The 22,837-nt window shown below is 73.9% G+C and carries 19 protein-coding genes; 3 read left to right on the top strand and 16 right to left on the bottom strand.

Going from position 1 to position 22,837, the window contains the following annotated elements:
• Window positions 1-39 precede the first annotated feature (39 nt).
• From P3T27_RS19885 to P3T27_RS19855, 7 genes are read right to left on the bottom strand one after another with little or no spacing between them, the layout of a single operon-like run.
• On the bottom strand, window positions 40-774 hold the full coding sequence (locus P3T27_RS19885; RefSeq protein ID WP_280680424.1) for a 4'-phosphopantetheinyl transferase superfamily protein: 735 nt from the start codon (window positions 772-774) through the stop codon (window positions 40-42).
• Window positions 771-1,529: a dihydrodipicolinate reductase C-terminal domain-containing protein gene (locus P3T27_RS19880; RefSeq protein ID WP_280680423.1), complete on the bottom strand. Its 759-nt coding sequence runs from the start codon at window positions 1,527-1,529 to the stop codon at window positions 771-773. Before P3T27_RS19880 ends, P3T27_RS19885 begins: the two co-directional genes overlap by 4 nt.
• Window positions 1,526-2,593, bottom strand: a complete 1,068-nt coding sequence (locus tag P3T27_RS19875) for a hypothetical protein (protein WP_280680422.1) — start codon at window positions 2,591-2,593, stop codon at window positions 1,526-1,528. Before P3T27_RS19875 ends, P3T27_RS19880 begins: the two co-directional genes overlap by 4 nt.
• Window positions 2,590-2,898, bottom strand: coding sequence for a phosphopantetheine-binding protein (locus P3T27_RS19870; RefSeq protein WP_280680421.1), 309 nt, complete (start codon window positions 2,896-2,898; stop codon window positions 2,590-2,592). The genes P3T27_RS19875 and P3T27_RS19870 overlap by 4 nt, the downstream gene beginning before the upstream one ends.
• The gene (locus P3T27_RS19865) at window positions 2,895-4,391 is read right to left on the bottom strand and encodes a class I adenylate-forming enzyme family protein (protein WP_280680420.1); all 1,497 of its coding nucleotides are present in this window, start codon (window positions 4,389-4,391) and stop codon (window positions 2,895-2,897) included. The genes P3T27_RS19870 and P3T27_RS19865 overlap by 4 nt, the downstream gene beginning before the upstream one ends.
• The gene (locus P3T27_RS19860; protein ID WP_280680419.1) at window positions 4,384-5,577 is read right to left on the bottom strand and encodes an acyl-CoA dehydrogenase family protein; all 1,194 of its coding nucleotides are present in this window, start codon (window positions 5,575-5,577) and stop codon (window positions 4,384-4,386) included. The genes P3T27_RS19865 and P3T27_RS19860 overlap by 8 nt, the downstream gene beginning before the upstream one ends.
• 45 nt (window positions 5,578-5,622) lie before the next feature.
• Entirely contained in the window at window positions 5,623-7,251 is a 1,629-nt protein-coding gene (locus P3T27_RS19855) for a nitroreductase family protein (RefSeq protein ID WP_280680418.1), read from the bottom strand.
• Between the two features lie 384 nt (window positions 7,252-7,635).
• Between P3T27_RS19855 and P3T27_RS19850 the strand changes: the two genes are divergently transcribed.
• Window positions 7,636-8,478 (top strand): LuxR C-terminal-related transcriptional regulator, encoded by an 843-nt coding sequence (locus P3T27_RS19850; protein WP_280680417.1) that lies wholly within the window; start codon window positions 7,636-7,638, stop codon window positions 8,476-8,478.
• A gap of 31 nt (window positions 8,479-8,509) precedes the next feature.
• Here the strand turns inward: P3T27_RS19850 and P3T27_RS19845 are convergent, their stop codons facing one another.
• Complete coding sequence (locus P3T27_RS19845; protein WP_280680416.1) at window positions 8,510-9,073, bottom strand: YbaK/EbsC family protein; 564 nt, start codon at window positions 9,071-9,073, stop codon at window positions 8,510-8,512.
• A gap of 99 nt (window positions 9,074-9,172) precedes the next feature.
• Entirely contained in the window at window positions 9,173-11,362 is a 2,190-nt protein-coding gene (locus P3T27_RS19840; protein ID WP_280680415.1) for a DUF4157 domain-containing protein, read from the bottom strand.
• 334 nt (window positions 11,363-11,696) lie between these two features.
• Between P3T27_RS19840 and P3T27_RS19835 the strand changes: the two genes are divergently transcribed.
• Window positions 11,697-14,192 (top strand): ABC transporter permease, encoded by a 2,496-nt coding sequence (locus tag P3T27_RS19835; protein WP_280680414.1) that lies wholly within the window; start codon window positions 11,697-11,699, stop codon window positions 14,190-14,192.
• Window positions 14,193-14,389: 197 nt separating this feature from the next.
• Here P3T27_RS19835 and P3T27_RS19830 read toward each other — a convergent pair whose 3' ends face one another.
• On the bottom strand, window positions 14,390-15,067 hold the full coding sequence (locus P3T27_RS19830; protein ID WP_280680413.1) for an NUDIX domain-containing protein: 678 nt from the start codon (window positions 15,065-15,067) through the stop codon (window positions 14,390-14,392).
• Window positions 15,064-15,453 (bottom strand): DUF4406 domain-containing protein, encoded by a 390-nt coding sequence (locus P3T27_RS19825; RefSeq protein WP_280680412.1) that lies wholly within the window; start codon window positions 15,451-15,453, stop codon window positions 15,064-15,066. The genes P3T27_RS19830 and P3T27_RS19825 overlap by 4 nt, the downstream gene beginning before the upstream one ends.
• Window positions 15,454-15,502: 49 nt before the next feature.
• Here P3T27_RS19825 and P3T27_RS19820 point away from each other — a divergent pair, with 49 nt between their 5' ends.
• The gene (locus tag P3T27_RS19820; RefSeq protein ID WP_280680411.1) at window positions 15,503-16,261 is read left to right on the top strand and encodes a DeoR/GlpR family DNA-binding transcription regulator; all 759 of its coding nucleotides are present in this window, start codon (window positions 15,503-15,505) and stop codon (window positions 16,259-16,261) included.
• 144 nt (window positions 16,262-16,405) lie between these two features.
• Here the strand turns inward: P3T27_RS19820 and P3T27_RS19815 are convergent, their stop codons facing one another.
• The 5 genes from P3T27_RS19815 to P3T27_RS19795 all read right to left on the bottom strand — a co-directional run bounded on the left by P3T27_RS19815 (window position 16,406) and on the right by P3T27_RS19795 (window position 22,699).
• The gene (locus P3T27_RS19815) at window positions 16,406-17,590 is read right to left on the bottom strand and encodes an MFS transporter (protein ID WP_280680410.1); all 1,185 of its coding nucleotides are present in this window, start codon (window positions 17,588-17,590) and stop codon (window positions 16,406-16,408) included.
• Between the two features lie 303 nt (window positions 17,591-17,893).
• On the bottom strand, window positions 17,894-18,934 hold the full coding sequence (locus tag P3T27_RS19810; RefSeq protein ID WP_280680409.1) for an ABC transporter permease: 1,041 nt from the start codon (window positions 18,932-18,934) through the stop codon (window positions 17,894-17,896).
• Window positions 18,931-20,526, bottom strand: coding sequence for a sugar ABC transporter ATP-binding protein (locus P3T27_RS19805; protein ID WP_280680408.1), 1,596 nt, complete (start codon window positions 20,524-20,526; stop codon window positions 18,931-18,933). Before P3T27_RS19805 ends, P3T27_RS19810 begins: the two co-directional genes overlap by 4 nt.
• A 47-nt stretch (window positions 20,527-20,573) precedes the next feature.
• Entirely contained in the window at window positions 20,574-21,617 is a 1,044-nt protein-coding gene (locus P3T27_RS19800) for a substrate-binding domain-containing protein (RefSeq protein ID WP_280680407.1), read from the bottom strand.
• Between the two features lie 275 nt (window positions 21,618-21,892).
• Window positions 21,893-22,699 (bottom strand): DeoR/GlpR family DNA-binding transcription regulator, encoded by an 807-nt coding sequence (locus P3T27_RS19795; RefSeq protein ID WP_280680406.1) that lies wholly within the window; start codon window positions 22,697-22,699, stop codon window positions 21,893-21,895.
• Window positions 22,700-22,837 lie beyond the last annotated feature (138 nt).

The raw sequence follows: 22,837 nt of genomic DNA, 5'->3' as shown, positions 1-22,837 counted from the left end.
TCGGTAGGGGGTCCCCGGGAGGGGGTTCACCGGCGGGGTTCACCGCGCCGGCAGGTCCACCACGGCCCAGGCGGCCGGCGGCCGGTCGGCGGCGATCCGGGTGCCGGTCCGGACCCGGGCGGGGCGCGGCTCCCCGTCGTCGATCCGTACGGCCAGCCGGTGCGGTGCGCCGGTGCCGGGCCGTAGGCGGTAGCGCAGGGGCGGCACCCGGAACCCGAGTCCGGAGGCCTTGGCCAGGGCCTCCTTCACGCACCACAGGTGCAGCGGGCGGACGGATCCGCAGGCCCGGCGCAGCGCGGCGAGTTCCGCGTCCGTGCCGAACCGGTGCAGGCCGCGCTCGGCGGTGGACCACTCGGTCTCCACGTCGACGCCCAGCCCGTCCGGCGCCCCGCGTTCGGCCCCGGGCCCGGCCCCGCCGCCCTGGCCCGCCGGCGCCGGGTCGGCCCACCGCACGGCGACCACCACCTGCTCGGCCGTGTGCGCCACGGAGAACTGCACCGCGGGCCGGAGGGCGGCGCCGTCCCAGCTGACCAGCCGCACCGCGTCCGGATCGGCCAGGCCGATCCGCCGGTACGCGCCCGGCAGGTCGGGGACCAGGCCGAGCCGGAGCAGGCCGCGCCTGAGCGTGTGGCGGGCCGCGTACCACTGGTCCTGCCGGGCCTGGCCGACGAAGCCGCCGAGCCCGGACTCCCCCGCCCCGAGCCGCCCGGCCCGCACGGCCTCGGCCGCCGCGCCGGGCCGCACCGGGGCCCAGAGCAGCCGGAGGCCGCTCACGGCACCGCGACGTGGCCGTGCACCACGTCCTCCAGCGTGCGCACCCCGGGCCCGGCGGCGGCCGCGTAGCGGATCGCGCGCAGCACGCCGGGGAGGAACGCCCGTCGGTCCGCCACCCGGTGCAGGACCTCCACGTGCTCGCCGGAGCCCGCCGCCACCAGCCGGTGCTCGCTGACGGCGTCCCCCAGGCGGAAGGACGCGATGTCCGGGGCGGGCGCCCCCGGAGCGCGGGCGCCCTGCCAGGCCGCGGCCAGGTGGCGGGCCGTCCCGCTGGGGCGGTCGCGCTTGCCGACGAAGTGCAGATCGGTGACGCCCGCGTCCCAGCCCTCGCCCGTCAGCGCGGCCAGGTCCCGGACGAAGCGGGTGACGGCGAGCAGCGCGAGGCTGAAGTTGGCCGCCACGACGACGGACCGCTGCCGCCCCACCTCCGCCAGCAGCCGGTGGTGCCGGTCGCCGAGGCCGCTGGTGCCGATGACCAGCGCGCAGGGCACCGAGCGGGCCTGGTCGAGCAGGTCGGCGGTCGCCTCCTCGGCGGTGAAGTCGACCACGACGGGGTCCGCGTCCTTGACGTCCGCGAGCCGGCCCACCACCGGGGCGCCCACGTCCCCGGCCCCGCCCTCGCCCGGGCCACCGCCGGCCCCGGGGCGCAGCGACAACCGGGCCGCGAGGTCGAGGTCCGGGGCGTCGAGGACGGCCTGGCGGACGAGGCCCGCCATCCGCCCGGTCAGACCGGACACGACCACGGGAACGGTCACGACGCGACCTCCGCCGGGATCAGGCCCATCCGCCGGGCCAGTTCGCCCTCGACGACGCGTCGGCCCCCGAACAGGGCCTGGACGGCGTCGGCGGGCCAGTCGGCGGCGTCCACCGGGGTGTTCGGGAGGCCCAGCTCGGTCGCCAGGTCCTCCGCCAACCGGGCCGCCCGGCGGGCCAGGTCGACACAGCTCAGCAGGACCGCGAGCGCGGCCTGGCCGCCCGGCTGCCCGGCCTTGAAGCCCGGCCCGAACCGGGCGGCGGCCGCGGCGAGGGAGATCTCGATCTCCAGCCGGCTCAGTTCGTGGGCCAGCTCCTGCGAGGTGGACAGCGCCTCGACGCCCTCGCCGGTCGTCGCCAGCACCCGGCGCAGGTCGGCCACGACGCGTGCCGGCCAGGCCGGGGCCCGGCGGACGAACGCCCAGGCGTAGCCGTCCAGGACGGCCGCCGGCAGGCCGGTCGGGGACCAGTCGACGGGCCGGGAGAGGGCCGTCGGGGCGAGGGCGACCCCGTCGAGGTCCGCCCAGCCCCAGCCCGTGGCCCGTCCGGCGCCGTGCAGCCGCACGCCCGGGGCGTCGTGCCGGACGAGCGCCAGCCTGGCCTCCCCGTCCAGCGCGACGCCGACCACCGACAGATCGGCGTCCTCGGTCGCGTACCGGTAGCGGCCGTGCAGGACGACCCGGCCGCCGTCCTCGGCGGCCCGGAGGGTGGCCCGGACGGTGGGCGCGGCGAGGCTGAACAGGGCGTTCGGCGTGAACAGGCCCAGGGCCGCGGTGAGCCGGCCGGTCCGGACGCCGTCGGCCTCCGCCGCGGCGTCGACGGTGTCGACGGCGTCGAAGGCGTCGAGCAGCGGCAGCACCCCGTGGACGTGCTCGGTCAGCGCCGCCGCCAGCGCGAAGGGGTGCCGCTGCCAGACCTCGTCCAGCGCCTCCTCGACGCCGCCCGAGGGGACACCGCCCGAGGCGAGGTCACCCGAGGGGACACCGCCCGAGGGGACGCCGCCCGCGGGAAGGTCGAGGCCGCGGCAGGCCAGCAGCCCGTGCAGGGCCCGCAGCTCGGAGCTCATGCGCCGCCCCCTTCGGCGAGCCGCGCGCTGACGAAGCGCACGATGGAGTCGACCGAGGTGAGGTGCTCCGGGTCGGCCTCGGGGTCGAGCACGACGCCGTACCGCTGCTCCAGCACCTCCAACAGGTTGATGTAGCCGATGGAGTTGACCCCGGCCCGGTCCAGCTCGCCCCCGGCGGCCCGCAGGTCGGCGACGGTGACGACCCGTCCGGTGGCCGTCTCCACGATCTGCTCGATCTGCTCGCGCAGGTCCGGGACGTCCGGGAGGCCCGTGTCGGCCCGGGCGGCGTCGTTGACTGTGCTCATCCGTTGCTCTCCAGTTCAGGGGAATGGCCGTCGGCTCCGCCGGCCCGGGCGTCCGCGACCAGGCGCCGCAGCTCGGTCACCCGGACCTTGCCGACGGTCGACCGGGGGATCGCGGGCAGGAACGTCACCCGTCCGGGCACCTTGAAGGGCGCGAGGTCCGCCCGGCAGGCGTCCAGGACCTCGGTCCGGGTGATCCGCCCGGCGGCGGTCAGCGCGGCGTGCAGCACCGTCTCGCCGTTGGCGTCGGCGTCAGCGAACACCACGGCGTCGGCCACCGCGTCGAGCGCGAGGAGGATCCGTTCCACCTCGGTCGGGTCGATCTTCCGGCCGGCCAGGTTGATCGGCCCGCCGAGCCGGCCGGTGATGAACAGCCGGCCGTCCGTCAGCCGCCCGAGGTCGCCGGTGCGGTAGTAGCCGTCGGCGTCCAGCCGCTGCGCGAACGCCCCCGGCGCGTTGAGGTAGCCGGCCGCCATCGAGGCCGTCCGCACCCGCACCTCGGACTCGCCGGTGGGCAGTTCCACCACCGTGACCGAGACGCCCGGCAGCGCGCTGCCCAGCCCCTCGGTGCGGCCGGGGTCCCGTTCGTACGTGCACGGGCCCGTCTCGGCGACACCGTAGTAGTCGGCGATGCGCACGCCGTACCGCTCCTCGAACTCCCGCCGGACACCGGGGTCGAGCACCGCCGCCGCGGAGACGGCCCGGGTCACGGTCGCGAACGCGCCGAGGTCCGGCCGGGACGCGGTCGCGAGCAGCCGGTAGGCCAGCGGGAAGGCGACCAGCCGGGTCGCCGCCGCGCGGGCGACGGCTCGCGAGATACCGCCGGAGGTGGGCACGCCCTGGTAGAGGTGCAGTTCGGCACCGGTCAGGAAGACCGGCAGCAGCGAGGTGTTGAACGCGAGCCCGTTGGTGAACCCGGCCAGGCACAGCACCCGGTCGTCCGGGCCGAGCCCGGTGCCGGCCACCCAGGTGCGGGCCGCCGAGACGACGGCCTGCGCGGTGAACTCCAGGCACTTCGGCAGGCCCGTGCTGCCGGAGGTGAACCGGCAGGTCGCGGTGGCCGCTCGGGGCGCGGGGGCCCCGGTGGCCGTCGCGGGCAGCAGGGCCAGGGTCAGCGAGCTGCCCGGTACGGCCGTCGCCCGGTTGTCGAGCGGGAACGGCCCGGCCCCGTCGTGGAGGAAGGCGGAGACGCCGCAGCTCGTCCGGATGCCCTCCAGCTCGGCGGCGCCGAACTTCGCGTCGGCGAGGAAGGGCAGCCGCCCGGCGACCAGCAGGGCGTAGTAGGAGACCAGGTACTCCGCGCTGTTGCCGGCGTACAGCCCGACGTTGACCAGGCCGGGTCCGAGCAGCGCGTCCAGCGTCCGGGCCCGCTCGCGGACGAGGGCGGCGAAGCCGGCGTACGTCAGCTCCGCACCGCCGCCGACCACGGCCCGGCGGTCGCCGTGCTCGGCGCACGCCGCCAGGAACACCTCGCCGAGCGCACGTCCGTCAGCCACGACGCACCCCCTCCCCGGCGTGGCCGGCGCGGCCGGCGGGGTCGAGCTCCAGCTCCGCCCGGCAGGCCAGGCTGTGGTTGGCGATCGTCAGCATCGTCGTCTGGCTCCCGCCCGACATCCGGAAGCCGCGCACCTGGGCGTGGGCCCGCAGCGAGACGCTGTCCCACATGTAGCCCGCGCCGCCCTCCAAGTCGGTGCAGAGCGCGGCCAGTTCATTGGCCTTCTCGACGCAGAACCACTTGAGCTCGGCGATCTCGGGCACCGTGCTGCCACCGGACGTCACCCGCAGGTAGGCGTCCGCGATGCCCGCCTCCATCAGCTCCTGGCGGGCCCGGGCACGGGCCAGCGCATGGGAGTTGACCGGCCAGGCGCCCAGCGGACGGCCGCCGAGGCTACGGCCGCGGACGTACCCGGTGATGTGCTCCAGCAGCGCGCGGTGGGTGAAGAAGGCGTCGGCGGCGATCAGCAGGCGCATCCGCGACATCACGCGGTTCCACCGCATCAACTGGCTGACCCCGCTGCGCGCCACCACCTGGTCGGTGGAGAGCCGCACGCCGTCGAACTCCACCAGGGCCGAATCGACGGCGCGGGTACCGAACTTGTCGTACACCTCGGTCACCCGCACGCCCGGGGCGGACTTCTCCACCGCGAGGATGGCGGGCGCGCCATCGAGGAGGGCGCTGACGAAACACAGGTCGGCGGTCGCACCGTTGATCACGAACTTCTTGCGACCCCGGAGGACGAGCCCCGCCCCCGCGGTGGTCGCGGTCGCGGGCTCCTCGGCGGACGGGTCGGTGTCGCACTGACAGGCCACCAGCTCGCCCGAGAGCAGCCCCGGGAGGTAGCGGTCCCGCAGCGCGGGATCCCGGGCGGAGACCAGCCAGTCGCAGGCGATCTCGTTCTGGACGTGCATCGCGAGGGCGATGCCGCCGTCGCGGACACCGGCCAGCGCCTCCCCGAGCACCAGCGAGCCGAGCAGGCCCAACCCCTGCCCGCCCCGCTCGCGCGGGACCGACACGCCCAGGTAGCCGCTCGCCGCCAACTCCCGCCAGGCCTCCCGGCGGAGCGGCCCGCCGGCGGTGGTGCGCCACTTGTCGAGCCACTCCGGGGTGAAGTAGCCCACCGCCCGGGCCTGAAGATCACGGTGACTGTCCGTCAGATGCGCGGACAGGACGCTGTTGCTCACGATGGAATCCACGCTGCTCCCTGTGGTCGGGCCTCGGCTCGGCGTTCAGCTCGGCTGCTGCGGGCCGCGGGTGCTCTGAGGGGTGTGGTCGACGTTCTGAGAGGTGTGGTCGACGTTCCGAGGGCTGTGCACGCTCTGGTGGCTGTAGGCGATCGGCGCCCGGTCCCACTTGACGGCGTTCTCGTCGGGCGTTCCGGCCACCAGGACGTAGATGACCTCCTCCTCGGCCCCCAGCCGGGCCAGGTCACTGATCCGCCCGGCGTCGAACCCGCCGAGGCAGCTGATGCCGAAGTCCTGTGCGGCGGCCCCGAGGGACAACCGCTGCGCGATGCTCGCGGCGTGGAAGTGGAGTTCGGCCAGGCCCTGTTGACCGCGCTCGCCCAGCAGTTGGCCCACCGGGGCGTGCAGGGCCAGGACGACCGCGCAGTTCGCCGCCACGCCCTGGTTCATGCACGACGCGACGACCGCCTGCTCCGATCCGCCGTCACCGCCGACCGGCAGCAGACGGTGGCCCTCGGCGTCGTACTCGTAGGCGCCCGAGGGCACGCCGTCCACGCTGCGGACCAGCAGGCGCAGGCCCGCGAGCGGCCCGTCCGCGCAGTCCACCGTCACCCCGCCGCGCACGGCCGCCAGCGCCCGTCCGAGCGCGTCGGCGTCGAGCGGCTTCGCCAGAAAGCCCTTGGCCGACTGCCGGCCGAGGACGACCGGGCCGAGGTCCTCGGGGAGGCCCCCGTCCCGCCCGGCCAGGGCCACCGGCGCAGCGGACCCGTCGACCGCACCGCCTGGCGCCGCGTCGCCCGGGAACCCGCCGCCCCGAGGCCCGCCGCTCGGCCGCACCGACGCGGTGCGGCCGAACCGCAGGGGCAGCACCCGGGGTTGGTGGTAGGTGCTGACGGGACTGACCAGGCCCCAGGCCTCGCGCTCGGACGGGTCCGGCTCCTCCAGGTGCGAGCCGCTGTCGTGCCGCCAGATCGGCAGCGCGAACGGGTTCGCGGTCCGGACACCGCCCGCCCCGCCCTGCGCGGGCCTGCTGCCCGCCGGCCCGCGCTGCGCCGAAGCGTCCAGGGTGACCAGCGCCTGCGGCTCCCGGCACAGGTCCTCCAGCCCGAACACCCGGGAGACCTCGCCGCGGTCGAAGCGCAGCCGGACGACGGCGGCGAACCCCGCATCGGCACCGGCCAGCGCGATGTTGGTCGCGGCATGGGCGCCGTCCAGGTGCGTGTAGAGGTAGCCCCGCCGGCCGTACTTGCGCATGGCGTGCCACGGTCGGCCCACCACGGCCACCACGGCGGCGGGCAGTTCGTCGGTCGCCGGCGCCTCGGTCGCCAGCACGGCGGCGATCTCCCGGCGGTCGACGGCGGTCATCCGGCGCAGGCTGCAGCCGGCCACGTCGTACTGGTAGAGCACGTAGTCGTGGGCCCCCTGGAAGGCCACCAGCACCTCGAAGGGGTAGAGCGCGCCGGCGGACGGGGTCGTCCGGGCCCGCATCAGGGTCTTCCCCTTGGTGATCACCGCGCCCGAGCGCTCCCCGTACCCCAGCCCGAGGACCTCGGCGACCCGCCTCCAGACGATGCTCACGCCCGGATCCGGCGCGTCGGCCGGGCTGGGGACGGTCGCCAGGCTCGACCGCAGGCGGGTCTCGTTCCAGAAGTTGGCGAGCAGAGGATTGGTCAACTCTTCGACACCCATGGGTCCTCTCGCGTTCTCGGATCGGTGGCGGGAGATCTCGGGAAATGGGAGGTCGGCCCGGATCAGAGGTCTGATCGCCGACAGTCGCAAAGCAATCAGCCGACCGTCGGGCCTGTCCAGCAAATGCCATTGGCACACTCCGGCCATGGCCTCGCCCGGCCGACGCGGGCGGCTCGGTCTGCGGCGACCGGCGGCCGGGGAGGCGGCGCCTGTCATGATCGCGTCCGCTGGCTGAGATGCGGGCTTCCGGACGAGGGGGTCCTGACGGACGATGGGGTTGCAGTCCGTACCGGAGGGAATCCCGACCGTAGGCAATCCGTCCGGCCCGAGCGGCGTGCGGCGCGGGATTCTCAAGGGATTGGGGGACGCGTGCAGGTGCAACACGAGCGGCGCGAGCCGTTGATACCCGAGGCGCGGATGGGCAGAATCCTCGACTCGGCGCGTCGGACCATCCACGAACTCGCCAGCACCGTCAGCGAACTGGACCGCGAGCTGGCCGGCTTCCACGCCGACGCGCTGCCCGCGCAGCTCGACCGTCAGGGCAGCCAGGCCGTGGAGGTCTTCCGGGGCGCGGCGGACGTGCGGGTCCTCCTGCAGGACGCCACCGCGATGGTGACCAACCGGATCCTCAGCATGTATCCCGGCACACCGCTACCGGCCCCGCTCCTCGCGGCCGACCAGCGCCGGGGCGAGGAGGCGCTGGGCCGGGGGGTGGCGATCCGGACGATCCACAGCGAGTCGATGCTCCGGGTGCCACGCGGCCGGGCCCACCTGAACGCGCTGCGCACCGCGGGCGCCGAGATCCGCACCGCCCCCACCCTGCCCTACCGCCTCCTCGTGCTGGACTCCAGCCTGGCGCTCGTCCCGGCCCTGGGGAACGACGAGGGGACCGAGCCCGCGGTGGGCGTGGTGCGCAGCCCCGATCTGGTACGACTCTTCGAGCAGCTCTTCGAGTTCTGCTGGCAGGGCGCCCGCCCGGCCGAGAGCGCCACCACCTCCCGCCCCGGGCAGCCGACGAGGCGCCAGTACGAGGTGCTGCGGCTCATGCGGCTGGGGTACAAGGACGAGGCGATCGCCCGGGAGATCGGGGTCTCCTCCCGCACCATGCGGCGGATCGTCGCGGCGCTCTACGAACAGCTCGACGCGAGCAGCCGGTTCAGCGCGGGCATGGCCGTCCAGTCGCGTGGCTGGCTGTCCCGGCCACCCGACTGACCGGCCCCCGAAGCCTCGCCCGGCCAGGCCCTCAGCCCGCCAGGCCCTCGATCACCTCGGCCCCCGGGAGCCGGCCCAGCGCGGCGCCCGGCAGGATCAGCTTGCCCCGGCGCCGCCCGCTGCCCACCAGCACGTGCGGGGCGGCGGCCACCGCCGCGTCGATCAGCAGCGGCCAGGTGCCGGGAAGCCCGACGGGGGTGATGCCGCCGTACTCCATGCCGGTCTCGGCGACGGCCGTGTCCATCGACGCGAACGACGCCTTGCGCGCCCCGAGGTGCTTCCGGACGGCCTGGTTCACATCCAGCCGGGTGGTGGCGAGCACCACACAGGCCGCCAGGGTGACCTCCCCGCCGCGCTTGGCGGCGACCACCACACAGTTCGCGGAGAACTCCAGCGGAGCGTCGTAGGCCTGGCAGAACGCCGCCGTGTCCGCCTTCTCGGGATCGGTGTCCACGTAGACCACCGACCGGGCCGCCTCCCGCGCGTCCCAGTTCTTGAGCGCGTCGACCACCGGAGCGGCGAGTTCGTCACAGGCGTCCAACGCCAGGCGGGCGAGCGGGAAGTTCCCGAACGGCGGGTTCACGTGGTCACTCATGGGCCGACTCTAGCGAACTCCCGCCTCCCCCACCCGAATCCGCCCCGGCCGGCGGCCGAGTGGCGACACCGACCGGTCCCACTCCCCGGACGGCCGGCGCTACGGCTTCTCCTTCTTGTACGTCATCGACTTCCCCTCGTTCAACCGCTGGACCAGGTCGAAGGCCGCGACCGCGAGCGGCATGAGGTTCGGGGTGCGCAGTTCGTCCTTCATCCGGCGCAGCTCGGCCACCAAGGCGGTCTCCTCCTTGCCGAGCCCGCCCACCTGGTCGTCCACCGAGCCCAGCGCGCCGAGGGAGCCGTGGATGTGCACCCAGTCCTCCTCGGTGACCTCGGCCTTCTCCACCTCGGTCAGGTGCGTGTACTTCCGCAGCAGGTCCTTGCCGGCCGGCATGCCCATCAGCCACTGGTGGCGGGTCAGCGGGATCGCCCGCTCCCGGCGATCGCCGGCGTCCCCGTGCTCGACGGTCTCGGGGTACACCCGGGCCTGCCGGTCGGTCGGGTCGAAGCCGGCCGCCCGCAGGATGAACGCGGCGAACTCCTCCGGGTGCGCGCGGTAGTGGATCCGGAACGGAAGGGGCAGCAGCGTGAAGTTGTGGGCGAAGGACGTGCGGGACATCAGACCGCCCGCGATCGACTTCGAGTTCGACCTGGGCCCCAGTTTGCTGCCGTACACCAGGTAGCTGCCGACCAGCGTGGTCAGTCCGACCAGCGCGGCCGTGGGCTCACCGCCGGTGACCTCCTTGCCGAGGCCCTTGGCCTGCTTCTCGGCCTGCCGGCGGACGCGGTCGACCTCGACGAGGGTGTCCACGTGCAGGTCCCCGCCGGCCTCCTTCCGCCGGTCGAAGGCGGAGCCCAAGGTGTGCCAGGGGCGCTTGGCCGGCACGTTGAGGTACTTCAGCAGCCGGGGCAGCTCGTCGAGCTTGAAACCGCCGGTCATCTGCGGCGCGTAGACGATCTCACCGCGCAGCGGGAACACCATGATCCCGGGGTCCGCCGTGAAGCCCCCGAGCTCCACTTCCTGGAGCGGGAAGGACTCCTGGTCCTTCCTGGCGTCCAGGGCCGCCGAGACCCGGGTGATCTCGCCCATCACGTGGAGGAGTTCGTCCTTCGTGGTGAGCGGTTCGGTCACCCATTCCAGGGCCGAGCCGCCCGTCGGGCTGACGTCCGAGGTGAGCTTGTAGTCCGCACCCCGGCCGACGACACCCATCTTGGGGACGTCACGGCCGCGGATGGGAGTCTCCCGGATCTCGCCGTTCGCCATCAGCGGGTAGGCGGCGTCCTCCACGCACTTCGCGTACTCGGTGGGCTTCTCCTGCTGCGCCCGCTCCAGCCGTGCCCGGCCCGCGGCGGTGGCCGCGAACCGAGGGGCGTCGGTCGGCCCCGTCCGCGGCAGGGCCGTGAGCCACTCGTTCTGGAGCTCGTCGGGGGTCCTGGTCAGTTCGGTCTGGTCCAGGAGATCGCCGTATTGCTTGCGGGCCATGTTCATGAGGATCTTCGCACCGAGGAGGCCGTCACGCCGTGCGACCTCGTCCTGGTACGCCTGCTCGTCCTCGTCGGTGAGGTTGTCGTGGTCGCGTACCCGCCACTGCGACTCGAACTCGAAGCCGACGCGGCGTTGGATCGCGGCGCCCGGCCCGGCGCCGTCGTGCTCCTCGCCGTCGGCGGCGCAGCGTTGGACGCTCTCGCCGCGGGCGACCCGGGCGCCGATGTCGGCCGCCTCGCGCTCCCACCTGTCGTCGGGGTCGCTGAGGCCGGCGGGGGCGTCGCGCTGGGTGGTGTGGTGGATCTCGTGGGCCATCGTCTCGACGTCGCGCAGGACGCTCGCGCTCTGGACGACGATGTTGTCGCCGACGGTGTACGCCTTGGCGTTGATGCCCGCGGCGGCCTGCTCGTCGACCGAGACCCTGACGTGGTCGAGCTTGGTGCCGAAGGCGTTCTCCATGGTCCGGCGCACATCGCCCGGCAGCCGATGGCCGCCGCGCCCGGCCGATCTCGCGGCCTCCCGCACGGCGTCGGACGCGCCCGCCTCGCCGCCCCCGGAGCGCTGCACGGCGCCGTGGCCGGGGTCGGCGCCGTGCCCGTGCCGCTCGCGCTCGACCATGCGCGCGACGGCCGCGTTCCCGATCGACCCTTGCAGGACACCCGGCGCACCCGCCCGCAGCGGCCTGCCGCGTCCGGCGGCGGCCGTGCCGGCCGTCCGCGTGCCGGCCGTCCGACCGGCACCGCGGGGCTCGGCCCGTTCGCGGTCGGAACCGGCGTTCCGTTGGGACTCGGTGATCTGCCGCATGAAGGATCCGTTCGAACGAGATCTCTTGCATCGCCTTGGGAGTTGGGAGCGACCATGCCGCAGGAAGCGTCGCGACGGAAGAGCGCAGCGGGCAGACGGCGGCGCAATCCGGGCTGCCCGATCGGGCAGCCCGACGGCCCGGGACGGCGTGGCGGCCGGCTCGTTCGATCAGGGTCGTCATACATCCGGAGGAGGAGGGCGGATCGGGTGCGTACTACTGCAGGCCGAGCCGGAAACCCGACTGCGCGCCGACGGGAATCGCTCCTTCCGTTCCTAGGCTGACGAGCAGTCCTGACGGTGCGTATCCGATCAGGAGACGTGAGCGCGAGGAACGATGACGACATACAGGTACACCGTGGCCGAGCTGCGCGGGCAGCTACGACAGCTGCTCCTCACCGGCCTGGCCGTCGCGGTCGGCGTGGCGTTCCTGATCGCGTCGGTCAGCGGAAGCGGTGCCCTGGTCGACTCCTACAGCCAGACGGCCGCCGCCGAGGTGGGCCCCGGGGATCTCCAGGCGGTCCCGGCCACCGAGGGCCGGTCCGTGCCGAAGCCCCTCAGCGACGCCACCGCCGCCCGCGCGCGCCAGGTGCCCGGCGTGGCGGCCGCATCGCTGCGGCTGGTCGGCCAGGGCGGTGTCCTCACCCCGGCCGGGCGCCCGCTCGATGACGCCGCCGTGGTCAGCTCGATCGCCGCCGACCCCGCCCTGCGCTGGCAGCTGCTGAAGGACGGCCGGTGGCCGGGCGCACCCGGCGAGGTGCTGCTCGACGCCGACACCGCCCGGCGGATCGACGCCCGCCCCGGCAGCAGCGTCCGGCTGGCCCGGGCCGACGGAAGCACCGACGACGCCGTCCTCGTCGGCACCCTGGACGGCCGGGGCGCGCCCGGCTTCGCCGGCCGTCCCGTCATCGGCGTCCCGGCCGACCGGGTGGACCGGTACGCGACCCGGATCACCGGCACCCAGCTCGACCTCCGGCTCGCCCCCGGCGCCTCCCGCACCCGGACCGCCGAGGCCCTGCGCCAGGCGCTCGACGGGCAGGCCGAGGTCCGCACCAGGGACGCCTCGGTCGCCGAGGCGACCAGGCAGAGCCGGACCGTCTACGGGGTCGTGCTGATCGCCGCGCTGTCCTTCGTACTCATCGCGCTCGCCGTCGCCCGGATGGTCGTCAGCAACACCTTCTCGGTCGTCCTCGCCCAGCGCACCCGCCAGCTCGCCCTGCTGCGCTGCATCGGCGCCGACCGCGCGCAGGTGCGACGGGTGATCCGCCGTCAGGGCCTGCTGCTGGGCACCGGCGCCTCCGCCGCCGGGGTGCTGCTCGGTACGGCGCTGTGCGCGGCGGGTACCGCGCTGGCGGGCCTGGCGGACCTCGGACCGGTGCACATCTCGCTCACCCCGGCTCCGGCCACCTGCGCGCTGGCCGCGCTGTTCGGCGTCCTGCTCACCGTCCTGGCCGTACGCGGCCCGGCGAAGGCCGCCTCGGCGGTGCCGCCGATCGCCGCGCTCGGCGGCGCGCACCAGGCCGCCGACCGGCCGAAGCGCCTGGGCAAGGCGGTGTTCTCCGGGCTGCTGCTGGTGTTCGGCGGCGCCATGCTGGCCGCCGGGGCCCTGGCCGGGCCGCCGCTGTCCCTGCTCGCCGCCACGATCGGTGCCATCGCCAGCTTCTTCGGCGTGCTGCGCCTGAGCCATCGGCTGCTGCCGCCGATCGTCGGCGTCCTCGGGGTGCCCGCACGGCGGCTCTGCGGGACGGCGGGGCGGCTGGCGACGCAGCAGCTGCGGCTCAACCCCGGGCGGACCGGCGCGACCGGTGCGGCGCTGCTGCTCGGGGTCACGGTGATGGTCAGCGCGGTCACCGCGTTGGGGATCACCGGCAACTCGCTGGTGCCGCTGGTCTCGGCCCGGCAGCCGGCCGTTTTCTCGGTGGCCGCCGAGGAGGGACCGGTGCCTGCCGGGGCGCTCGGCGCACTGGCCGGCGAGCGCCGGCTCCGGGTCACGCCCGTCCGCTCGGCCACGGTGGAGGTCGACGGCCGGAGCACGCTCGTGGTCACCGCCGATCCCGCAGCGCTCAACCCCGCCGCCGAAGGCGTGGCGCGAGCGCGTGGGCTGTCGGACGGCGCGGCGCTGAACGGGCTCGGCGGCGATCCGGGCGAGCACCGGGTGACGTCGGCCGGGCGCCCCGCAGGCGTGTTGCGGTTCGAGGACGGCCGCAGTGGGCTTCCGTTCGCCCTGCAGTCGGGGGCCGTGCTGTACGTGACGCCGACGACCCTGGACCGGCTGGCGCCGGACGCGGCCGTCACCACGGCGTGGGTCGGCCCTGCGGAGGGCACCGACCGGCTCGCCGCCCGGCAGCTGATGGACCGGGCACTGGCCGGCTACTCCCAGGTCAAGGTCACCGATACGACGGTGCAGGCCCAGACGCTGCGCTCGTTGCTCGACCGGATGATGCTGATCACGATGGCGCTGCTGAGCTTCTCCGTCGCCATCGCGGGGATCGGGGTGGCGGCCACGCTGATGCTCGGGGTCAGCGAACGGGCGCGGGAGATCGGGATGTTGCGCGCGATCGGTCTGTCCGGGCAGCAACTGCGACGGATGCTCACCCTGGAGGCCCTGCTGCTCTCGCTGGCGGGGGCGCTGGTCGGGACGGTGCTCGGGCTCGGGTACGGGTGGGTCGCGGCGCGGTCGGTGACCTCGACGGCGGGCACGGTGGGCGGGCCGCCGCTCCTCCCGGTGGCCGGCGTGCTGGCGCTGACCGTGCTGATCGGGCTGGGCGCGGCCGTACTGCCGGCCCGACGGGTACGGCGGATGACCATCGTGGCCGCGATGCGGACGGCGTAGCCCCGAGATGATCCGCACCCACCTGGCCAGGGCGTGTCCCCGCCGAGCACCGGGACTCGCTGCCAGGACACCTCGCAGCGCATCGGGCCGCCGAACTGCGGGCGCTCGCCTTCGGAGACCGGCACGTGGTCCGCGTTCGCGGTGGGTGACGGAGCTCAGGGGCGTGCCCAAGGCAGGGCCGACCGAGGGCGGCGGTGTCAGCCTGTGCCGGCGGCGCGGGCGAAGGGTCCGTCCAGGGCAGCCCATTGCAGGAGCAGGATCGTTTTGCCGTCGGCGATGCGTCCGTCGCGAATCATGGCGAGAGCCTCCGTGAAGGGCAGTTCGAGTACTTCGATGTCCTCGCCCTCCTCCGCGAGACCGCCGCCGGTTCCGGTGCGGTCGGCCGGGGCGTAGGGGGCGGCATAGAAGTGCAGGCGCTCGGTGACCGAGCCGGGGCTCATATAGGCGTCGAGGACGTGGGCGATCGGGCCGAGCGTGACGCCGAGTTCCTCGGCGGCCTCGCGCCGGATGGCGGCGAGCGGGTCGTCGCCGTCGAGCAGTCCGGCGGCGGCCTCGACGAGCATGCCGTCCGGGTGGTCGTTGACGTAGGCCGGGTAGCGGAACTGACGGGTGAGTAGCACGCGGCCGCGCTCGGCGTCGTACGGCAGGACGACCGCGCCGTTGCCGCGGTCGTACGTCTCACGCTGCTGGGTTTCCCAACGCCCGTCGCGGCGGCGGTAGTCGAAGGTCGTACGACGCAGGACGTGCCAGCCCTGGGAGGTGAGCTCCACGTCGCGGACCACGATGTCGGGGTTGCGGTCCAGGCCGCGACCGTCCCGGTCGAGGCCGGTGCGGCCGCGGTGGTCTGGGGTGTCGATGCCGGGGCGGGCCATCACGAGGCCGTGCCTTCCTTCGGGTTGCGGCGCGGGATCTCGGCCACGTCGTGGTAGACGGGCAGGCCGCGACGGCGGGCCGTGGCAACGTCCTGGTCGGCTCCGGTGGAGTCGCCGGGGAGCCGGAGCACGGCGTCGCAGTGGGCGAGCAGGCGCTCGGCGGTCGGGTAGAGCACCTGGTCGGCGAGTGGGTCCGTGGGGCCCGCGCCGGCCGAGCGCAGGACGGGCAGGGCCACCCACTCCCCGATCACGGGCACGTGGCCGGCGGCGAAGACCGGCCACGCTGCCGCTTCGAGGCGGGCAAGGTTGGCGGCCATGGCCCGCGGGTCGCCGCCGGTGCCGGAACGGTAGGGCCCGGCGATGAGGATGAGCATCGGTTTGTCGGTCATGGCGCGCTACGATACATGCAGAAACGTGCAAAACCATGAAGGAGTGTGGATGCTGGCCGCTCAACGACGTACTCACCTGTTGGACCTGCTCGCCCGACAGGGCAGGATCGTCGCCAAGGACGTCGCCGCAGACCTGGGCATCTCCGAGGACAGCGTGCGTCGCGACCTGCGCGACCTGGCCGCCGAGGGACTGTGCCAGCGTGTCTACGGCGGGGCGTTGCCCGTCTCCCCGGCCGTGGCGGACTACACCGCCCGGAAGACGGTTACCCCCGACGGCAAGCAGAAGGTCGCCGCGGTGGCCGCCGCGCTGGTGCGGCCGGGCAGCGCCCTGATCCTGGACGGCGGCACCACCGCCCTCGCTGTGGCCCAGGCCCTTCCGCCGGACCTGGACTGCACCGTGATCACCCATAGCCCGACCGTCGCGGTCGCGCTGCTGGAGCACCCGCAGGCCGAGGTCTTCCTGCTCGGCGGCCGCATCTTCAAGCACTCCGCGGTCGCCTGCGGCACGGCCGCGGTCGAGGCCGCCCAGAACATCTCCGCCGACCTCTGCCTGTTGGGCGTCACCGGCGTCCACCCGGACGCGGGGCTTACCACCGGCGACGCCGAGGAGGCCGCGATGAAGCGCACCCTGGCCGCACGGGCCGCGGACACCTACATCCTCGCCTCGTCCGAGAAGATCGGCACGGCATCACGGTTCCGCGTCCTGCCCTGGGAGGACATCAGCGGACTGATCACCGACGCCGACCCCCACCACGCCGTCGTCGAGTCGCTTACGGCGCGCGGTGTGGAAGTCCTGGCAGCCGGCTGAAAGCTACGGGCCGAACAGCAGGGGATCACCGGAGATTCAAGGCACCACCGCCCCCAGTCGCGCATGATCGGACAACCCCGCCCAAGGATGCGTACCGGGCCGACGACCGCGCCCCTCCGACGTCACCGCGAGCGCTTGACGTCGTCAGGCAACGGCAGTGTCGGGCCGGATCCGAGTGGCGTGGGTGAGCCAGCAGGCGGCGGCGAGGCAGAGGGCGGAGAGCGCGGTCAGGAGCACGGGGACGGCGGTGATCCCGAGGTGGTCGATGGCCGTGCCGAGGGCGGGGGTGGCGGCGACGCCGCCGACCATGGAGGCCGCGATGACCCAGGCGCCGGCCCTGCTCGCCCGGGGGGCGGCCTGGTTGAGCCAGGACAGTCCGGTGGGGAATATCGGCGCGATGAAGAGGCCGGCTCCGGCGTACGCGTAGGGGGCGAGTGCGGACACCGGGGCGAGGGCGAGGCAGGCGGTCATGCCCGCGCAGCCGGCGGTGACGACGACGGGTGCCGACCAGCGCGAGACCAGCGGGGCGACGAGGAACCGGCCGACCGTCATCATCAGCCAGTAACCGGAGGTGGCGGCCACCGCGATCTCGCTCTGGTGGCCGACGGCCTCCAGGTGGGTGGGCTCCCAGCCGCCGATCGCGCTCTCGACGCCGACGTGCAGGACGTAGAGGAGGACGAAGACGGCGAGAACCGCGGTGGCGCGGCGGCCGGTCGCGGGCGCGGCGCCCTGCGGCGCGGCCGGCTCGGGCCGGTCGTCGCGCACGCCGCGTACGGTGAGGACGAGCCCGGCGGACAGCGCGGCGAGCGCGGCGAACACCGCCGGGTGGCGGTCGCCGCCGAACACGCCGATCAGCGCGGGGCCCGCGATGGCTCCGACCCCGAAGTGCGCGTTGAGCAGGTTCAGCATGGCCGTGCTGCGCGGGCCGAACCCGACGGCGAACAGCTGGTTGAGGCCGTAGTCGATGCCTCCGAAGCCGAGCCCGGTGACCAGCGCCGCGACCAGGGCGAGCGGCCAGGTCGGAGCGAGGGCGAAGCCCAGGCCGCCGACGGCCATCAGGGCGTAGGAGGCGCCGAGCACGGTCCGGTTGCCGACGCGGCCGTGGAGCCGGTCGAAGATGAGCACGCCGCTGACGCCGCCGACGAAGTGCGCGCCCAGGCCGAGCCCGGCACCGGATTCGCTGAGGCCGAAGCGTGTTCGGAGGGCGGGGATCGAGGGCCCGTAGAGCGCCTGTAGTGCTCCGATCAGGACGAAGCCCAGGCAGGACGCGACGACCGCGGTCCGGCTGAAGAGCACCTGGGCGGGGCGGGCGGTCTGCGCGGTGGACACGTCTGCTCCATCGGGGTCGGGCGCGCCGTCCGGCGCGGCGCATGAGCGGCCGCACGCCGCACCGGACGGCGCGGGCTCAGCGCAGGCGGTGGGCACCGGCAGCGGGGCGACTGCGGCCTCCAGTGCCGCGAAGGAGACAGGCCGCCGCCGCTGGGCACGTCACTGTCCACGTGGAGGTCGGCGGCGCCCATGGCGGAGGCCGCCTCCGGTGGGGGGCGGAGGCGGCCTCCAGGGGGGTGGCTGGGGCGTGTCCGACACTTCGCGCCCGGCGTCGCTCGCCCGGCGCGGACTGTCGGAGACTCCTTAGGCTGGCAGGCCGACGGCCCGCTCGCGTCCGCGCCGCTGCTGGATGACCACGGCGGCGACCAGCAGGAGTCCCTGGGCGACGTTCTGCCAGAAGGTGTTGATGCCCTGGACGGTGAGGCCGTTCTGCAGGGCTCCGAGCAGGGCGACGGCCAGCAGGGTGCCGCCGATACCGCCCTTGCCGCCCTTGAGGGCGCAGCCGCCGAGGGCGGCGGCGGTGATGGCCTGGAGTTCCAGGCCCTCGCTGCCGGAGGTGGGCTGTCCGGAGCCGGTGCGCGCGGTGAGCAGGACGCCGGCGACGGCCGCGACCATGCCGGTGAGCGCGTACACCGAGAGCAGGTACTTGTTGAGGTTGATGCCGGCCAGTCGCGCGGCGGTGTCGTTGCCGCCGAGGGCGTAGATGTTGCGCCCGATGTCGGTGTACGTGAGCAGGACGTGCACGGCGGCGGCGATCAGGAGGAGGATCCACACCATCGTCGGCAGGCCGGCGATCCTGCCGCGGCTGAGGAAGACGAACAGCGGGTCGCCGAGCACGTAGCCCTGGGCGCGTCCGTCGGAGATCAGCTGGGCGACGCCCTTGTACGCGGCCAGTCCGGCCAGGGTGGCGATGGTCGGGTTGACCCGGCCGTAGATGATCACGGCACCGTTGAGCAGGCCGACGGCGGCGCCGACCAGCACGGCCGCGCCCATGCCGAGCAGCGCGCTGGAGCCGGTGGAGGTGAACACCATCGCGCTCACCACGGAGGCGAGGCCGGCTTGGGAGCCCACCGAGATGTCCAGGCCGCCGCAGATGATCACCACCGTCTGGACCACGGCGAGCAGCCCGGCGATGGTCGCCGCCTCGGCGATCACCTGGATGTTGTTCCAGCTCAGGTAGTTGAGGTTGAGCGAGCCGAACAGGGCGAGCACAGCCGCGAGGGCCAGCAGCAGGATGAGGTTCTGGCCACCGACGGCGTCGAGCAGCGCCCGCGGACCAGTCGGCCGCGCGCGCCCGGCCGGGGCCTGCGGCCGCTGGTCGGCGGTGGCGGAGGGGGTGGTCATCGGGCAACTCCGGTGGTGGCGTCGGTGTCGGTGGTACGGGGGCCGGTGGCGAGGTCGTCCGTCATGGCCAGGGCGAGGACGACCTCCTCGGAGGCCTCGGCGCGGCCGAGCTCGCCGGTGACCCGGCCGTTCTGCATGACGAGGATCCGGTCGGCCAGGCCGAGGACCTCGGGCAGTTCGGAGGAGATCACCAGGACGGCGACGCCGTCGCGGGCCAGGTCGGCGATGATCTGGTAGATCTCGGCCTTGGCGCCGATGTCGACGCCGCGGGTCGGTTCGTCCAGGATCAGCAGCTCGGGGCGGCGGGCGAGCCAGCGGGCGAGCACCACCTTCTGCTGGTTGCCGCCGGAGAGCGTGCGGACCTCTGTCTCGATCGAGGGGGCGCGCACCCGCAGCCGGTCCGCGTACTCCTGGGCGAGCTGCTTCTCGGCGGTGCGCTTGACGAAGCGTCGGCGGCGCAGCCGGTCGAGGCTGACCAGGGAGGTGTTGTCCCGGATGGAGCGGTGCAGGAACAGCGCCTGGGCCTTGCGCTCCTCGGGGGCGAGACCCAGGCCGGCCCGGATCGCGTCCTTGGGGGAGCGCAGTCGCACCGCCCGGCCGCCGAGGAGGATCTCGCCGGAGCGGACCGGCGCGTCGCCGGCGAGGGCGAGGGCCAGTTCGGACCGGCCGGCGCCGATCAGCCCGGCGAGGGCGACCACCTCGCCGGCCCGGACCTGGAGGCTGACGTCGTGCACGTCGTCGGTGGTGAGGCCGCGGACATCCAGCACCACCCGGTCGGTGGCGACGTCCTGACGGACGAACAGGCCGGCCAGGTCTCGGCCGACCATCAGCCGGACCAGCTCGCGCTCGTCGGTCTCGGCGGCGGGCAGGACGCCGGTGAGGGTGCCGTCGCGCAGGACGGCGATCCGGTCGGCGAGCCGGAAGATCTCCTTCATCCGGTGCGAGACGTAGACGATCGCGATGCCCTGGTCGCGCAGCCGGCCGATCAGGGCGAACAGCGCCTCCACCTCGTTCTCGGAGAGGGAGGAGGTGGGCTCGTCGAAGGCGATCGCCCGGGGCGGTACGGTGCCCGTGATCGCCCGCATGATCTCGACCAACTGGCGCTGTGCGGCCGTGAGTTCGGATCCGAGCAGGTCAGGGTCGAGGACCTGGTCGAAGCCGAGTGCGGCGAGATCGGCGGTGATCCTGCGGCGTAGTTCAGCGCGGTCGAGGCGGCGGCCGGCTCGACGCGGGAGGCTGCCGGCGTAGACGTTCTCGGCGACCGACACGTGCGGGATGATCTCCGGCTCCTGGGGGATGATCCGGATGCCCGCGCGGCGCGCGTCGGTCGGCGAGGAGAGGTCGAGGGGGACGCCGTCGAGCAGGACCTCGCCCTCGGTGGGGCGGTGATCGCCGCTCAGGATGCGCAGCAGGGTCGACTTCCCCGCGCCGTTCTCGCCCATCAGGGCGGTGACCTGCCCGGGCGGGAAGGCGACGGTGACGCCGTGCAGGGCCCGGACGCTGCCGAAGGTCTTGCCGACGTTCTCGGCGGCCAGGCCGAGGGCGGGTTGCGGGGACGGTCCGGCGCCGGGCGGGGACTCGGGTGCGGTCATGTGTGCCTCGCTGGAGGTGCGGATCGGACGGTTCTGGTGCGGGACCGTCAGCTGCAGGTCATTCCGGTGGCCTGCCAGGTGGCGGCGTCGACCATGGTGGTGGGGGCGAAGGCCTCGGCGGGGAAGTCCTTGCTGTTCTTGAGCTTGTCGTACATGGTCTGGACGGCCAGTGCGCCGACGTCCTTGCCGTTGATGAAGAGCGCGGCCTTCATGCCGGTGGGCTTGCCGCTGGTCCAGTCCTTGCAGGCGAGGTAGGCGCCGAGGCCGACGCCGGCGATGTCGTCGGGGCTGACGCCGGCGTTCTGCAGGGCGGTGACGGATCCCTGGACGTTCTCGTCGTTGCAGCCCCAGACGATCCAGTGCTTGACGCCGGGGTTGGCGGTCAGGGTGGCGGCGGTCTTGTCCTGGGCGCCGGTGGGGGTGTTGTCGGTGGCGACGTCGATGTTCTTCACCCCGTCGCCCGCGGCCTGGGCGAAGGCGTCCTTGGCGGCCTTGACGCGGTCGCCGCAGACGGTGACGTCCTGCTTCCAAGCGGAGATGATCCGGGTGTCGGCCGCGTTCCAGCCGGCCTTCTTGTACTCGGCGGCGGCCCGCTTGCCGACCTCTCCACCCATCTGCTCGCCGCTGAACCCGACCCGGGCGACCAGATCACCCTTCGCACAGGCGCCCGGGGCCGGGCCGGAGGCGCAGATCTGGTCGTCGGAGGTGAGGAGGGCGACCTTGGCGTCCTTTGCGGTCTGCACGACCTGCGGGCCCACCGCCGGGTCCGGCACGACCACGATCAGCCCGTTGCTCTTGCGGGCGATCGCCGACTGCACCTCGCCGACCGTCTTGTTGGCGTCGTTGCCCAGGTTCACGACCTTCAGGTCCACCCCCAGCTCCGCCGCCTTCGCCTTCGCGCCCGCCGCCTCGCCGACGAAGTACTCCTGGTCCCCCTGCTTCTGCAGGTACGTCAGCGACACCTTGCCGTCGACCTTTGCGGTGTCACCCGCACCCGACGAGGACTGCTGACCCGTCGAGCACCCCACCGCGCCCACGAGGGACACACAGCCCAGCAGGGCGACCGACAGAACCCGACTACGACGACGCATGAACATGCAAAAGCTCCCGGTAAGGAGAAGAGGGTGGGAGAAGATCCCGCGGCGGATCCCGCGGAACTGGCACGGATTGAATCAAACACAATCGATCAGAACCGAACTTGATCCAACGTGCTCGCACAGGAAACTCCCCAGCCGGGCGTTCGTCAAGAGCCTTCGTTGCGCTCGCGTCAATTCGAGACGTTCCCGTTATCCATCGGAGCTATGCGGCTCCGCCCCACCCGCTCTCCCGGCCTGGAGTCGATTTCCCAACTTCCTTCATGCGATGATCAGTTGACGGCCTCCGCCACGATCACCTCGCCCACCCGCTCGCCCGCGGCGGTCCGGCGCTCGGCGGACAGCCCGTCGTCGGTGACCAGCACGTCGACCTGGTCCAGGGTTGCGAAGGTGGCCAGTCCGACGGTGTCCCACTTGGTGTTGTCCGCGACCACGACCACCCGGCGCGCGGAGCCGATGAACGCCCGATCGGTCTCCGCCTCGGCGAGATTGGGCGAGGTCAGCCCGGCCTCCACGGAGATGCCGTGGCAGCCCAGGAAGAGCACGTTGACGTGCAGTGAGCGGATCGCCTGGTCGGCGAGCGGGCCCACCAGGGCGTCGGAGGGCGTGCGGATCCCGCCGGTGCGCAGCACGGTGGTCCCGACCCCCGCCCCCGGGCCGACCTGCTCGAACACCTCGGCGATCCGCAGGGAGTTGGTCACCACGGTCAGCCCGTCCACCGACGCCAGCTCCCGGGCGACGGCGTGCGTGGTCGTGCCCGCGCCCAGGCCCACGGCCATTCCGGGCAGGACCAGTTCGGCGGCGGCCCGGGCGATCGCCTGCTTGGCCGACAGCTGCCAGGACGACTTCGCCTCGAAGCCCGGCTCCTGGCTGCTCGGGGCGCCGGCCGGGACGGCACCGCCGTGCACCTTGTCCAGCAGTCCCTGCCGGGCCAGGGCGTCCAGGTCCCGGCGGATGGTCATGTCCGAGACGCCCAGCTCGCGGGTGAGTTCGTTGACCCGCACCCCGCCGCGCTGCCGGAGCCGTTCGAGGATCATCTCGCGCCGCTGCCGCGCCAGCAGCTGTGCGTTGTCAGTCACGTGGCACTCCTAGGTACGCACGCGGACGCGGCCGGTCCGCAGGCGGCACGGCCCGACGGCCCGACCGTTCGGGTGCGTCTGTTGGTGGTGGAACTTGTGACTATACGTGTGCGAGTCGTTGTCCTTCTCCTGGTGCTC

The organism is Kitasatospora sp. MAA19, from assembly GCF_029894125.1.
GTDB lineage: Bacteria > Actinomycetota > Actinomycetes > Streptomycetales > Streptomycetaceae > Kitasatospora.
The sequence above is the reverse complement of the archived record's forward strand: the minus strand, read 5'-3'. Positions and strand labels throughout refer to the sequence as shown.

Bases quoted from the DNA above. Each gene is read 5' to 3' on its own strand.
- P3T27_RS19875 (WP_280680422.1), bottom strand. From the start codon at position 2,593: ATGAGCTCCGAGCTGCGGGCCCTGCACGGGCTGCTGGCCTGCCGCGGC.
- P3T27_RS19870 (WP_280680421.1), bottom strand. From the start codon at position 2,898: ATGAGCACAGTCAACGACGCCGCCCGGGCCGACACGGGCCTCCCGGAC.
- P3T27_RS19845 (WP_280680416.1), bottom strand. From the start codon at position 9,073: ATGAGTGACCACGTGAACCCGCCGTTCGGGAACTTCCCGCTCGCCCGC.
- P3T27_RS19840 (WP_280680415.1), bottom strand. From the start codon at position 11,362: ATGCGGCAGATCACCGAGTCCCAACGGAACGCCGGTTCCGACCGCGAA.
- P3T27_RS19835 (WP_280680414.1), top strand. From the start codon at position 11,697: ATGACGACATACAGGTACACCGTGGCCGAGCTGCGCGGGCAGCTACGA.
- P3T27_RS19825 (WP_280680412.1), bottom strand. From the start codon at position 15,453: ATGACCGACAAACCGATGCTCATCCTCATCGCCGGGCCCTACCGTTCC.
- P3T27_RS19820 (WP_280680411.1), top strand. From the start codon at position 15,503: ATGCTGGCCGCTCAACGACGTACTCACCTGTTGGACCTGCTCGCCCGA.
- P3T27_RS19810 (WP_280680409.1), bottom strand. From the start codon at position 18,934: ATGACCACCCCCTCCGCCACCGCCGACCAGCGGCCGCAGGCCCCGGCC.
- P3T27_RS19805 (WP_280680408.1), bottom strand. From the start codon at position 20,526: ATGACCGCACCCGAGTCCCCGCCCGGCGCCGGACCGTCCCCGCAACCC.
- P3T27_RS19800 (WP_280680407.1), bottom strand. From the start codon at position 21,617: ATGCGTCGTCGTAGTCGGGTTCTGTCGGTCGCCCTGCTGGGCTGTGTG.